Origin of the sequence: Streptomyces sp. H39-S7, assembly GCF_027158205.1 — a bacterium.
GTDB lineage: Bacteria > Actinomycetota > Actinomycetes > Streptomycetales > Streptomycetaceae > Actinacidiphila.
In genome coordinates this window covers 269440-281703 of the sequence record NZ_JAPVLU010000001.1, presented here as the reverse complement: position 1 = coordinate 281703, position 12264 = coordinate 269440, and the positions used below count along the sequence as shown (strand labels likewise).

The 12264-nt window shown below is 71.7% G+C and carries 12 protein-coding genes; 7 read left to right on the top strand and 5 right to left on the bottom strand.

What is annotated here, in order from left to right; genetic code table 11:
• Positions 1–567, bottom strand: coding sequence for a hypothetical protein (locus tag O3X23_RS01390; protein WP_269269129.1), 567 nt, complete (start codon positions 565–567; stop codon positions 1–3).
• Between the two features lie 104 nt (positions 568–671).
• On the opposite strand from O3X23_RS01390, the gene O3X23_RS01385 reads away from it, so the two are divergent.
• Both O3X23_RS01385 and O3X23_RS01380 read left to right on the top strand, forming a co-directional pair.
• Positions 672–1196 carry a PadR family transcriptional regulator gene (locus tag O3X23_RS01385; RefSeq protein ID WP_269269128.1) on the top strand — a complete coding sequence of 175 codons (525 nt, stop codon included), beginning with the start codon at positions 672–674 and terminating at the stop codon, positions 1194–1196.
• A gap of 217 nt (positions 1197–1413) precedes the next feature.
• Positions 1414–1989, top strand: coding sequence for a TerD family protein (locus tag O3X23_RS01380; protein WP_138351212.1), 576 nt, complete (start codon positions 1414–1416; stop codon positions 1987–1989).
• A gap of 67 nt (positions 1990–2056) precedes the next feature.
• On the opposite strand, the gene O3X23_RS01375 is transcribed toward O3X23_RS01380, so the two are convergent.
• Positions 2057–3430 carry an MFS transporter gene (locus O3X23_RS01375; protein ID WP_269269233.1) on the bottom strand — a complete coding sequence of 458 codons (1374 nt, stop codon included), beginning with the start codon at positions 3428–3430 and terminating at the stop codon, positions 2057–2059.
• Between the two features lie 230 nt (positions 3431–3660).
• On the opposite strand from O3X23_RS01375, the gene O3X23_RS01370 reads away from it, so the two are divergent.
• Entirely contained in the window at positions 3661–4101 is a 441-nt protein-coding gene (locus O3X23_RS01370; RefSeq protein WP_269269232.1) for a MarR family winged helix-turn-helix transcriptional regulator, read from the top strand.
• A gap of 28 nt (positions 4102–4129) precedes the next feature.
• On the opposite strand, the gene O3X23_RS01365 is transcribed toward O3X23_RS01370, so the two are convergent.
• Complete coding sequence (locus O3X23_RS01365; protein ID WP_269269127.1) at positions 4130–4777, bottom strand: FMN-dependent NADH-azoreductase; 648 nt, start codon at positions 4775–4777, stop codon at positions 4130–4132.
• A 138-nt stretch (positions 4778–4915) separates the two neighbouring features.
• Here O3X23_RS01365 and O3X23_RS01360 point away from each other — a divergent pair, with 138 nt between their 5' ends.
• Positions 4916–5353, top strand: a complete 438-nt coding sequence (locus tag O3X23_RS01360) for a winged helix-turn-helix transcriptional regulator (RefSeq protein ID WP_269269126.1) — start codon at positions 4916–4918, stop codon at positions 5351–5353.
• 39 nt (positions 5354–5392) lie between these two features.
• Here O3X23_RS01360 and O3X23_RS01355 read toward each other — a convergent pair whose 3' ends face one another.
• Positions 5393–8023, bottom strand: a complete 2631-nt coding sequence (locus O3X23_RS01355; RefSeq protein WP_269269125.1) for a SpoIIE family protein phosphatase — start codon at positions 8021–8023, stop codon at positions 5393–5395.
• Between the two features lie 240 nt (positions 8024–8263).
• On the opposite strand from O3X23_RS01355, the gene O3X23_RS01350 reads away from it, so the two are divergent.
• The 3 genes from O3X23_RS01350 (at position 8264) to O3X23_RS01340 (ending at position 11008) form a co-directional block, all read left to right on the top strand.
• Positions 8264–9706 carry a DUF2252 domain-containing protein gene (locus tag O3X23_RS01350; protein WP_269269124.1) on the top strand — a complete coding sequence of 481 codons (1443 nt, stop codon included), beginning with the start codon at positions 8264–8266 and terminating at the stop codon, positions 9704–9706.
• A 31-nt stretch (positions 9707–9737) separates the two neighbouring features.
• Entirely contained in the window at positions 9738–10580 is an 843-nt protein-coding gene (locus O3X23_RS01345; RefSeq protein WP_443047669.1) for a hypothetical protein, read from the top strand.
• 95 nt (positions 10581–10675) lie between these two features.
• Positions 10676–11008, top strand: coding sequence for a rhodanese-like domain-containing protein (locus O3X23_RS01340; RefSeq protein WP_269269122.1), 333 nt, complete (start codon positions 10676–10678; stop codon positions 11006–11008).
• Positions 11009–11031: 23 nt separating this feature from the next.
• Here O3X23_RS01340 and O3X23_RS01335 read toward each other — a convergent pair whose 3' ends face one another.
• Positions 11032–12189, bottom strand: a complete 1158-nt coding sequence (locus O3X23_RS01335) for an acyl-CoA dehydrogenase family protein (RefSeq protein WP_269269121.1) — start codon at positions 12187–12189, stop codon at positions 11032–11034.
• Between the last annotated feature and the right edge of the window lie 75 nt (positions 12190–12264).

Below are 12264 nucleotides of genomic sequence, written 5' to 3'. Positions count from 1 at the left end.
TCAGCCTTCCTGCGCGCCGGGGGCGGAGAGGCGGGCCCGGACGCGGTCCGGGTAGCGGGCGGTGAAGAGCGCGGGGACCACGAAGCCGGCGACCTGGATCGGGATCGAGACACCGCTGCCCAGATCCGCGTGGTAGACGGGGATCAGCACGGCGGCGGTGACGGTGAAGGCGGCGGCCCAGGCGGCGGTGATCACCACGTTGATGCGGCGGAAGACCGGGCTGTTCCACACCTCGGGGGGCGCCTGACGCTTCGCGATGCCGGTGGTGAAGGGGCGGCGGACGGCGAGGGTGGCCCAGGCGGTGACGGCCAGCCAGCCGAGCGACAGCGCGCCGCTGTAGTCCTCCAGGCTGGAGTCCGGACTGGCGAAGGCGACCACCGTGAGGACCGCGAAGAAGGCGATCGTGCTGAACTCCAGGATCTGGGAGTCGGCGGCGATGCCGGCCTTGCGGTCCTGGATCAGCAGCCAGATGCCGAGAACGAGACCCGTGAGGGCTCCCCACTGCCAGCCGGCCGCGGAGACGGCGGCGAAGGCGATCCAGGGGATGAAGCCGCGCAGGTAGTTCATGACAGGCCTTCCAGTGGTCCGGATTTCCGGTATTCCATTCCCGACGTGTCAAAAGTAGAACGTCTAGCATTGACGTGTCAAGAGTGGAAGGTAGGATGGGGCGTATGAGCCTCCGCCACGCACTGCTGGGCCTCTTGGTCGAACGTCCGGCCAGCGGCTACGACCTGATGAAGCTGTTCGAGACCTCCCTCGCCAATGTCTGGCCCGCGACCCAGAGCCAGGTCTACGGCGAGCTGGGACGTCTCGCCGATACGGGCCTGCTGGAGGTGGCCGCGGAAGGACCTCGCGGCCGCAAGGAGTACGCCCTCACCGACGAAGGACTCGCCGAGCTGCGCCGCTGGCTCACCGAGACGGAACCCGACCGGGTGCGCCGCAGCGAGACGTTGCTGCGGGTCTTCTTCCTGGGCGTCCTCACTCCGGTGGAGGCGTGCGCCTACCTCGGGAACGAGGCCTCCCGCGCGGCCGACCACCGGGCGTCCCTGAAGGAGCTGGAAGCGGCGGTGGACTGGGGCGACGACCAGCCCTCCGTCTACGGCCGGCTGGCCCTGGAGTACGGGCTGCGCTTCACCGCCATGCAGGAGGAGTGGGCCCGCTGGGCCGCGGACCAGGTCGCGGGCCGCCCGCGCTGAGCCGCTGTCCCCCGCGGGCCGCGCCGGGGCGCCTGGCCTCCGTGCGGGACGCCCGTCCCGCACCGTCGATCGGCCGAGTGGCGGAGCGGCCGGCCTGCCCGGCCGCTCAAGGGTGGCAGTCGGACGGGAACCGGGGCAGGGTGGTGTCCGTTGGAGCTATTGGGCAAAGGAATCGTCAAGCGGTGCGGCCCGCGCCGGATTGAACAGGGAGTCCATCATGGGTGTCAGTCTCTCCAAGGGCGGCAATGTCTCGCTGACGAAGGAGGCCCCCGGACTGACGGCGGTCACCGTCGGCCTGGGCTGGGACGTGCGCACGACGACCGGCACGGACTTCGACCTGGACGCGAGTGCGCTGCTGGTCGACACGACCGGCAAGGTTGTCTCGGACAAGCACTTCATCTTCTTCAACAACCTCAAGAGCCCGGACGGCTCGGTCGAGCACACCGGTGACAACCTCACCGGTGAGGGCGAGGGCGACGACGAGGCCGTCAAGGTGAGCCTCGCGACCGTTCCGCCCGAGGTCGACAAGATCGTTTTCCCGGTCTCGATCTATGAGGGCGAGAGCCGTCAGCAGAGCTTCGGCCAGGTCCGCAACGCGTTCATCCGCGTGGTGAACCAGGCGGACAACAACGAACTGGCGCGTTACGACCTCACCGAGGACGCCTCCACCGAGACCGCGATGGTCTTCGGCGAGCTGTACCGCAACGGCGCGGAGTGGAAGTTCCGTGCCGTCGGCCAGGGCTACGCCTCGGGTCTGCGCGGCATCGCGCAGGACTTCGGCGTCAACCTCTGACCTGCCGAGCGACAGCGAAGGGCCGCGCGACACGCGTCGCGCGGCCCTTCCGCGTTCGCCGGTCGACTCAGGCGGGCTGGTCGGCGGGCGTGTTGACGGCGGCCGGGCCGGAGGCCGCGACCTGCGGCCGCATGTGGCGGGCCGGGATGAAGGCGGCGATCAGCAGGGCGGCGAGGCCGGCCCCGCAGGCGATCGCGAACGCGACCCGGAAACCGTTCAGCGTGGGCAGCGGCACGCCCCCGAACGGCTGCGTCATATGGGCGAGAACGACGCCGACGACCGCGCTGGAGACCGAGGTGCCGATCGACCGCATCAGGGTGTTGAGGCCGTTGGCGGCCGCCGTCTCCGACAGCGGCACGGCGCCCATGATCAGCGCGGGCATGGCCGCGTAGGCGAGCGCGATGCCGGTGCCGATGACCGCCGAGACCAGGATGATTTCCCAGACCGTGTCCATCAGGAACAGCCCCATGGCGTAACCGGCGGCGACGACCGACACCCCCAGCATCAGCGAGGTCTTCGGGCCGCGGGCGGCCGAGAGGCGCGCCGACAGCGGCGAGACCACGATCATCACCAGCCCGCCGGGGGCCAGGCACAGCCCGGCCGCGACCATCGACTGGCCGAGCCCGTAACCGGTCGCCTTGGGCAACTGCAGGAGCTGCGGAAGCACGATCGACATCGCGAAGAGGGCGAACCCGACCAGGACCGACGCGAGGTTGGTGAGGAGCACCTGAGGGCGGGCGGTGGTCCGCAGGTCCACCAGGGGCGCGGTCGTCCGCAGCTCGAAGGCGCCCCAGCCGAGCAGGATCAGTACGGACGCGGCGAGCAGCCCGAGGGTGGTGGCGCCGCCCCAGCCCCAGTCGCCGCCCTTGGACACGGCCAGCAGCAGGCAGACCAGGCCGGCCGAGAGCCCGACGGCGCCCGGGAAGTCGAACCGCGCGGGGGTGCGCACCGGGGACTCGGGGACCAGGAAGAAGATCAGCGCGGCGGCGGCGACCCCGAGCCCCGCGGAGCAGAGGAACAGGGAGTGCCAGTCGAAGTGCTGCGCGATCAGCGCGGCGCCCGGCATGCCGAGGGCCCCGCCGATGCCGAGTGAGGAGCTCATCAGGGCCATGGCCGAGCCCATCCGCTCCTTGGGCAGCTCGTCCCGCATGATGCTGATGCCGAGCGGGATGACGCCCATCGCGCCGCCCTGGAAGGCCCGGCCGATCACCATCGGGAGCAGCGAGGTGGCGAAGGCGCAGATCAGCGAGCCGATGATGAGCAGACCGAGGCTGACCAGCAGGATGCGCCGCTTGCCGTACATGTCGCCGAGCCGGCCCATGACGGGGGTGGCGACGGCGCCGGCCAGCAGGGTGGCCGTGATCACCCACGAGGCGTCGGAGGCGGAGGCGTTCAGCAGTGAGGGGAGTTCGGGGATCAGCGGGACCACGAGGGTCTGCATGACCGCCACGACGATGCCGGCGAAGGCGAGCACCACGACGATGGAGCCGCCCCGGTCGCGGGCAGCAGGATCGGATATTTCGGGCACGTGTACCGCCTCCGGGGGAAGTTGTTGATGTGCACGATACACATGATGTGTATCGTGCACATTGCGTACCTTGTGGGTACGCGTGGCGCGCAGGACGCGGTGACATAGGAGGCAGTGTGCTGGAGCGACTCGAACGGGAGTTGATGCTTGTCGCCCGGCACCAGGTGATGGCCCGCCGGGACCCGGCCGGCGGGCGGCTGGAGAAGTCCGCCTACCTGCTGCTGACCAGGATCGACGCGGACGGCGCGATGTCCATCGGGCAGCTCGCGGAGGCGTTCGGCCTCGACGCCTCGACCGTCAACCGGCAGACGGCCGCACTGCTGCGGGCCGGACTGGCGGAGCGCGTCGCCGATCCGGACGGCGGGATGGCGCGGAAGCTGCGGATCACCGGCGAGGGCAAGGACCGGCTGGCCGTGGACCGGACGGCTCATCAGGAAGGCCTGGGCCGGGTGCTCGCGGCGTGGACGCCGCAGGAGATCGAGCAGTTCGAGGACGTGCTCGCCCGGTTCAACCGCAGCATCGAGGCACTGGAGGGACGCGAATGGCCCCGCCCGGAATCGGGCGGGGCCGGCGAGGCACCCTGACGCGTGGCTCGGCGCGGGAGGCGGAACCTCAGGCGGCGAGCCGGACGGCCAGGGCCTTGGCCTTCGCGACCGCTTCCTCGTGGGCGCGGGCGCGGGACGCGTCGGCCAGCTCGCGGAGGTCGGCCATCTCCGGCTTGACGTGGGCGAGTGTCAGCTCGGGCACGATGAAGTCGACTTCGAGGCCGAGCATGCCGGTGAGGACCTTCTCCAGGTAGTTCGAAGCGAACTCGAAACTCTCCCGGGGCGTGCCGGCGGCGTAGGAACCGCCGCGGGCGGTCACGACCGTGACCGGGGTGCCGGCCACCGAGGACCCTTCGCCGGCGGTGCGGCCGATGATGATGACCTGGTCCAGCCATGCCTTGAGGCTGGAGGGGATCGTGAAGTTGTACATCGGGGTGCCGATCAGCACCGCGTCGGCCCGCTCCAGTTCCTCGGCGAGGGTCTCGCGCAGTGCGTGCGCCGCCCGCTGCCCGGGGGTGTGGCCGGCCGCCGGGACGAAGGACGCGGTGATGGCGTCGGCGGTCAGATGGGGGAGCGGATCGGCCGCCAGGTCGCGGTAGATCACGGTGCCGTCCGGGTGCTGGGCCTCCCATTCCTTGCGGAAGGTCGCGGCGACCTCGCGGGAGACGGAGCCCTCGTGGAAGGCGGAGGAGTCGATGTGCAGCAGGGTGGGCATGGAAATGCCTCCACTCTCGGAAGACGGTGCGCACGCCGTGACGCGAGGGACAGCGGCGCGCTCTTTCGTATGTAGCTATTGATAGCACAGTAGCTTACTTTTCTGCAGTACCAAGAGGGGCGGCAGTAGGCTGTACTCATGCAACGGGGAGAGCAGACGCGGGCGGAGCAGCGGGAGCAGGCGTGCACGGGCGTCGACATCGCGCTCACACGCGTCTTCGAACTGCTGGGGAAACGGTGGACCGGGCTGATCGTGGCCGTCCTCACCCAGCGCGCTGCCTACTACGCCGACCTGCGGCGATCCCTCCCGAAGATCAGCGAGCGCATGCTGTCGGACCGGCTGAGCGAGCTGACCGACGCCGGGCTGGTCGTCCGTGAGGTCGAAGAGGGCCCGCCGCTGCGCGTGGCCTACCGCCTCACCGAAGCCGGCCTCGGCCTGGGCCCGGCACTCCACGAGCTCGGTCTGTGGGCCGAGACGTACCTGCTGGACGGCATCGACGAAGCGAGCCTGCTGGAAGGGCCGTGCGCGGGAGCGCACACCAGCCCCTCCCGGCCCCAGCGGCCCGAGATCTGCTGAACGTCCGGAACCACCGGGGCCGGTCGGGGGACCGACCGGTCAGCCGGAGTCCTGGGCCGGCAGCGGGAGTTCGAACCAGACGACCTTGCCGACCGCCTTGCGGCTGGTGCCCCAGCGCCGCGACAGGTGCGAGACGAGCGCCAGGCCACGCCCCTCCTCGTCGTCCGCGTCGGCCCGCCGCAACTGCGGCAGGTTGTGATCGTCGTCGCTGACCTCGACCAGCAGCTTGCCGACGTTCATCAGCCGCAGCTGCACGTCGTGCGACGCCGCTCGCAGCGCATTGGTGACCAGCTCGCTGACCAGCAGTTCCGTGACGTCCGCCAGCCGTTCGAGGCCCCAGATGCCGAGCTGCCGCCGGGTGAGCTCCCGCGCGGTGCGGACCTCCGACTCGCTCATGCCCAGCGTCCACTGCGCGACGTCCTCGGAGGCGATCCCCTCGAACCGGGCGACGAGCAGGGCGACATCGTCCCGCCGGTCCTCGGAGTGCAGCCGGCTGAGGATCTGCGCGCACACGTCCTCCGGGGTCTGCTGCGGCTCGATGACGTTGGCGCACAGGGCGGCGAGCCCCGCGTCTATCCCCTGGCCGCGGACCTCGACCAGGCCGTCTGTGCACAGCACCAGCCAGCTGCCGTCCGGCACCGGGATCTCGACGGTCTCGAACGGCACCCCGCCCACGCCGATCGGTGCGCCCTTCGGGATTTGCAGCAGTTCGCTGACCCCGTCGTGGCGGGCCAGGACGGGCGGGATGTGGCCGGCGTTGGCGAGCGTCAGATTGCGGTGGATCGGATCGTAGACCGCGTAGACGCAGGTGGCGAGGTGTTCGGGGCCCAGCCGGTGCGCGAGGTTGTCGAGGTGCCGCAGCAACTGCGCCGGCGGCAGGTCGAGGGCCGCCATGGTGATGACGGACGTGCGGAACTGGCCCATGACGGCCGCGCTGATCAGGCCGTGCCCCATCACGTCGCCGACGATGAGCGCGACCCGGCCGCCCGGGAGCTGGATCGCGTCGAACCAGTCGCCGCCGACCTGCGCCTGGCGGTCACCCGGCATGTAGTGGTGCGCGATACGGACGCCGGGGATCCTGGGCGGACGCGTCGGCATCATGCTGCGCTGCAGCGTCGCGGCGGCCCGGGACTCGAAGCGGTGCAGCCGGGCGTTGTCGAGGTGGACGGCGCCGCGGGTGACGATCTCGCCCGCGGTCGCGGCGTCCTTGGCGTCGAACGGGCGCCGGTTCGGCTGGCGCAGGAAGCACATCCGGCCGAGGACCGTCCCGCGCGCGGTGAGCGGGACCACGACCATGGAACGGCCGGGCAGCAGCGGGCCGAGGGCCGGAACGCCCAGGTCAAAGGCGAGGTCGTCGGCGAGCGCCGGCTCGATGACGGGGATGAGCATGGGCTCGTTGAGGCGCGGGGTGATGTCGTCGGCGGCGAGGGTGATCAACTCGCCCTCCGGGACCGCGGTGTCCCAGACACCGGGCGGCCCGTTCAGGGCGACGGCGACCCGGCGGAGCAGGACGGTGTCGGACGGGCGGTCGTCCTTCGGCGGCTCGGTGTCGGAGAACAGCTGGTCGACGATGAGGATCGCCGCGAAATCCGCGAAGCGCGGGACGGTCACGGCGCACAACTCGCGTGCGGTGGTGTCGAGATCGAGGGTGCTGCCGACCTTGGTGCCGGTCTCGCGGAGTAACGCGAGCTGCTCGTCGAGCACATGGCCGGGGGCGGGCACCGCGAAGACCGGGACGGCGGACAGGCCGTCGGCTCCGGTGCGCACCCCGCCGGCCCTCCGTCCCGCGGAGTTGACGGCTGCCCGCGCGTCGACGGACGAGCCCGAACGGGGACCGGGCAGCAGCTCCCGGCGGTTGGTGCGGACCGGCCGCAGGGTTCCGCCGTCCGCCTCGTACTCCCTCGGCAGCACCGGGAGTTCGGTGCTGCCGTCCACCCGCAGGACCGGATAGCCGAGCGGTACGACCTGCCGCATGATCCGTTCGAGGCGGCCCGCGCTCACCCGCGGCAGGACGATGCCGAGGCGGGTGGTCAGCTGCCGGGCGTGCGCCAGGTCGGGGACGGGCGCGAGCTGCGCGGAGACCGCGACGCCCTCACGGGCCTCGCGCGCCGGCTCCTCCGCGGCGTACGGCAGCAGGCGGTCGCCGATGGCGATCCGCAGGGAACCGCTGCGCAGCGGTTTGGCGTTGGCGGCGATGGCCAGCAGGCTGCGGCCGGCGGGCTCCATGATCCGGTACGTCCACCACAGCACGTCGCGAAGGGTGCCGTCCCGGTCGGTGGTGGCGAGCGAACCGGCCCAGGCGGGGTGGGTGAGGTCGTCCAGCAGATCGAGGGTGTCCTGGTGCGGAGCGCCGGAGGCGGTCAGCAACCCGGAGGCACGATGGCCGAAAACGCCTTCCCAGCGGTGTCCGAAGAGCTCCTCGGAGCCGCGGTTCCAGTAGGAGACGCGGCCGTCGGGGTCCACGCAGATGACCGCGAGCCGCAGGAGCGCGGCCACGCCGCCGACGGCCAGAGGGGCAACTTCCGGGGCGATGCTCTCGGCGGCTTCGGCGCCGGTCTTGATGCCGTCGCCGTTCTCGGCGTGCGCGCCGCTGTCAGCGGTGGTGCCGGTCGCGGTGCTGGTGCCGGCCACCGTACGGCTGCCGTTTCCGGAGGAAAAGTCGGCGGACACGTCCCTCTCCGTTTGCGCTTCCGCGCCGGTGACCGGAGCCTTGGACGGGCCTTTGGCCGTATCGGCGGACTGGGAAAGCCGGGTCATCTCGTTCAACGTCGTGCACCTGCGGTTCGGCGCTGAGTAGGGTCTCGACTCAAGGCAAGCACGAAACTTCGGGCGAGGTCGACCAAATGGCCAGATTGCCCCCAGCGCGGGGTAAGTGGAACCGGTGCGCGCGTCCGCTGAGGGGGAGAGCGCATGAGCGAGTTGAGGGTGCCGCGGACCACGGGGTTCGCGCGCTGGCCGCACGAGGCCACGGCGAAGAGCGCGGGCAAGGCGCTGCGGGGCCGGGTGCCCCGATCGGCACACGCCCAGCTGTCGGAGGGGCATGACCGGCCGGGGCCGCTGGGGGCGCTGGAGGCGTCGAATTCCGGCCGGATAGAAGGACTGATACCGCTGCGCGTGGGACGGATGGCGGCGAGCCCGTTCTCCTTCCTCCGCGGCTCCGCCGGCCTGATGGCGGCCGATCTCGTCGACACTCCGGTGACCGGTGTCGGCGCCCAGATCTGCGGTGACGCGCACGCGGCGAATTTCGGCCTCTACGGCGACGCCCGCGGCCGGCTGGTGATGGACATCAACGACTTCGACGAGACGCTGATCGGCCCGTGGGAGTGGGACGTGAAGCGGCTCGCGGCCTCCCTGGTGCTCGCCGGGCGGGAGGCGGGCGCCTCCGAGGACGTCTGCCGCTCGGCGGCCTGTGAAGCGGTCGGCGCGTACCGGCGCACCATGCGGCTGCTCGCCAAGCTGCCGGTGCTGGACGCGTGGAACGCCATCGCGCACGAGGAGCTCGTCGCGCACGCGGACGCGCGCGACCTGCTGGGCACGCTGGAGCAGGTGTCGGCCAAGGCGCGGAAGAACACCAGCGCGAAGTTCGTCGCACGGTCGACGGAGCTGCTGGAGGACGGCGGACGGCGCTTCGTCGACGCGCTGCCCGTGCTGCGGCGGGTGCCGGACGCGGAGGCGGCGGCGGTCGCCGGGGCGCTGGACGGCTATCTGCGGACGGTGTCGGAGGACCGGCTGCCGCTGCTCGCGCGCTACGCGGTGCACGATGTGGCGTTCCGGGTGGTGGGGACCGGGAGCGTGGGGACCCGGTCGTACGTGGTGCTGCTCCTCGACCACCTGGGGGAGCCGCTGGTGCTCCAGGTGAAGGAGGCGCGGGCGTCCGCGCTGCGGCCGTACGCGGAGAAGGCCGGATTCGCCGGTGCGGGGGCGGAGGGGGGTGTCACCTCCCTGTCGTCCGCCGCCTCCCTGTCCTCGCACGACGCGCACGAGGGCCGGCGGGTGGTGCTCGGGCAGAAGCGCATGCAGGTGGTCAGCGACATCCTGCTGGGGTGGACGTCCGTGGCAGGGCTGCCCTACCAGGTGCGCCAGTTCCGCAACCGGAAGGGGAGCGTGGACCCGGCGTCGCTGGAGGCGGGACTGATCGACGACTACGCGCGCATGACGGGGGCGCTGCTCGCACGGGCGCACTCGCACAGCGCGGATCCGCGGCTGATCGCCGGGTACTGCGGAAAGAACGAGGAGCTGGACACGGCGATCACGTCCTTCGCGGTGGCGTACGCGGACCGTACGGAGGCCGATCACGCGGAGCTGCTGAGGGCGATCAGGACGGGGAAGGTCGCGGCGGAGCTGGGGATCTAGCGCGGCCGACGGAGCGGAAGCTGTGGCTTCGATGCGGGGCCGCGGGACGGGGGGCCGCCGGAATCCGTACGCTGTGCGGGTGACGAACCCGGAAGCGGAACAGGTGGATCAAGCGGCCTCCCAGCGGTTGGCGAAGGCGGTGCGCGCCGCTGAGCAGGCACTCATCGAGTTCGAGATCGCGGTGGAGACCTTCCGGGTCGAGGTGGACAACTTCTCCCGGCTGCATCACCAGCGACTCGGCCCGATGTATGCCCGGCTGGACGAGCTGGACGCCCTGATCGCGGAGGCGGTGGCGGCGAACAGCGGCGACCGCGCGGACATCGAGCGGGCCTGGGAGGCGCGCGCCCTCGTCATGCCCATGCCGGGCATAGAGGAGCTCTTCGAGGGGATGCTCGGCCAGGACGGGGTCCGGCCGGTCGAGGACCCCAATCCGCCGCGGCGGGTGCGGCCGGGCAAGGAGGCGCAGCGGCTCTACCGCGAGCTGGCCCGCAAGGCGCACCCGGACCTGGCACAGGACGAGGCGGAGAAGGAGCGGCGCAGCGTCTTCATCGCGCGGGTGAACGAGGCCTACGCGGACGCCGACGAGGACCGGCTGCGCGAGCTCGGGGCGGAGTGGGAGGCCGGCCCGGTGCTCGAGGAGGAGCTGCCGACCGAGGCGGAGGTGCTCTACGCCCGGCTGGAGTGGCTGGCCGAACGCAAGGAGGCGCTGTCCGTGATCGCCACGGATCTGGACGGCAGCGCGATCGGGCAGATGATGAAGCTGTCTCCCGACGATCCCGACGGGCTGCTCAACGAGATCGCCGAGCAGCTGCTGGAACAGGTCGGGGCGCGGGAGGCACGGCTCGCGGAGCTGGTCCGCCCCGCCGGGGGCTGAGGTAGTTTTCTCAGGTCCGTCGTGTCCCGCGCGCCGAGCCCGATCCGAGTCGGGCTGAGCGGCGCGGAGCCTGTTGTGCCGAGGAGGCCCTTCCCATGTTCAACTCCCAGCTGCCCGCCATCGACGCCGCCGGCGTTCCCGCCGACGGCATCCTGCTGGACGTCCGGGAGCAGGACGAGTGGGCGGCCGGGCACGCGCAGCAGGCGCTCCACATCCCCATGGGCGAGGTCGTGAGCCGGATCGCCGAGGTGCCGGACGGCGGCACGGTGCATGTGATCTGCCGGGTCGGCGGACGGTCCGCGCAGGTCGCCCAGTACCTGATCGCCCAGGGCGTCGACGCGGTGAACGTGGACGGCGGGATGCTCGGCTGGGAAGCGGCCGGACGGCCGGTCGTGGCGGACGGCGACGGTCCGGCCTTCGTGCTCTAGTCCCGGACGGGTCTCGGCGCGGCTCAGCCGAGCGGGTGGGCGGCTATCAGGTCGCCCAGGACCTCCTCGTGGGCGGCGGCGGGACCGAGCGACAGCTCCAGCTGCTTGGCCCAGGCGTGGTAGCGGTGCAGGGCGTAGTCGGTGTCCGCGCCGAAGCCGCCGTGCAGGTGCTGCGCGGTCTGGACGACCCGGCGGACGCCCTCCGCCGCCCAGATCTTCGCGACCGCGACGTCTCCGGTGAGGGGCAGCGCGCCCGAGGTGCCGGTGCTCAGCCGCCAGGCGGCCTGCCAGAGGGTGGCCTCCATCGCCCGCAGGTCGATGTAGCGGTCGGCGGACTGCACCGCGACCGCCTGGAAGGTCGCGATGGGGTGCCCGAACTGCTCCCGTTTGCTCGCGTAGGCGCTGGTCATGCCGAGGACCGCCTCGCCGAGGCCGAGCGCCAGCGCGCAGGTGCCGGTGGCGAGCACATTGCGCAGCCACTCCCAGGCGCCGTCCGCGGTGATGACGTCGTCGGCCGGGATCCGCACGCCGTCGAGCGTGATCTCGGCGAACCGCTCACCGCTGGTGGAGACCTGCTCGGCGAGAGTCACACCCTCGTGCACCCGGGGGACCACCGCGATGACCGGCCGGCCCTCGGTGGTGTGGGCCGGCACCAGGACGTGGTCGGCCTGCTGCGCCCACGGGACGGCCGTCTGTACCCCGTCGAGCAGCCACTGACTCCCGTCCGCCGCCGCGTTCCCCTGGTCCTGGTGGCGTGCCTGAACGGCGAGTTCGGCCCCGTCGTGGCCGGTGCGGCCGTTGGAGGCGACGGTGAGAACGATCCCGCCGCTGCCCGCCGCCGGAAGCAGCCGGGCGCGCAGCGCCTCGGAGCCGTGGGTCTGTACGGCGAGCCCGGCGGCGTAGGTCTCCAGCAGCGGCACCCGGGCGAGCACCTTGCCCGCCTCCCGCAGGACGAGGCAGAGCGCTATCGGGTCGAGGCCGGCTCCGCCGTGGGTCCCGGCCAGGGCGAGGCTCAGCAGATCGCTGTCCGCGAGCTTGCGCCACAGGGCGCGGTCGAAGTCCTCGGCGACGGCACCATGGGTCAGCGCGGGGCTGGGGACCGCGTCCGGTGCGACTCCCGAGAACACGGCCCGCGCCGCCTCGACCGCCGCCAGTTGCTCCTCGGTGAAGCTGAAGTCCACTGCTAGCCCCTCCCACCGCACGGTCTCCTGACAGTGCGTCAGGTTAGAACACGTTCTAGTGAGAGGGAAGAGCGG

Coding starts and splice junctions, on each gene's coding strand:
- O3X23_RS01390 (WP_269269129.1), bottom strand. CDS start 567: ATGAACTACCTGCGCGGCTTCATCCCCTGGATCGCCTTCGCCGCCGTC.
- O3X23_RS01385 (WP_269269128.1), top strand. CDS start 672: ATGAGCCTCCGCCACGCACTGCTGGGCCTCTTGGTCGAACGTCCGGCC.
- O3X23_RS01380 (WP_138351212.1), top strand. CDS start 1,414: ATGGGTGTCAGTCTCTCCAAGGGCGGCAATGTCTCGCTGACGAAGGAG.
- O3X23_RS01375 (WP_269269233.1), bottom strand. CDS start 3,430: ATGCAGACCCTCGTGGTCCCGCTGATCCCCGAACTCCCCTCACTGCTG.
- O3X23_RS01370 (WP_269269232.1), top strand. CDS start 3,661: ATGCTTGTCGCCCGGCACCAGGTGATGGCCCGCCGGGACCCGGCCGGC.
- O3X23_RS01365 (WP_269269127.1), bottom strand. CDS start 4,777: ATGCCCACCCTGCTGCACATCGACTCCTCCGCCTTCCACGAGGGCTCC.
- O3X23_RS01360 (WP_269269126.1), top strand. CDS start 4,916: ATGCAACGGGGAGAGCAGACGCGGGCGGAGCAGCGGGAGCAGGCGTGC.
- O3X23_RS01350 (WP_269269124.1), top strand. CDS start 8,264: ATGAGCGAGTTGAGGGTGCCGCGGACCACGGGGTTCGCGCGCTGGCCG.
- O3X23_RS01345 (WP_443047669.1), top strand. CDS start 9,738: ATGCGGGGCCGCGGGACGGGGGGCCGCCGGAATCCGTACGCTGTGCGG.
- O3X23_RS01340 (WP_269269122.1), top strand. CDS start 10,676: ATGTTCAACTCCCAGCTGCCCGCCATCGACGCCGCCGGCGTTCCCGCC.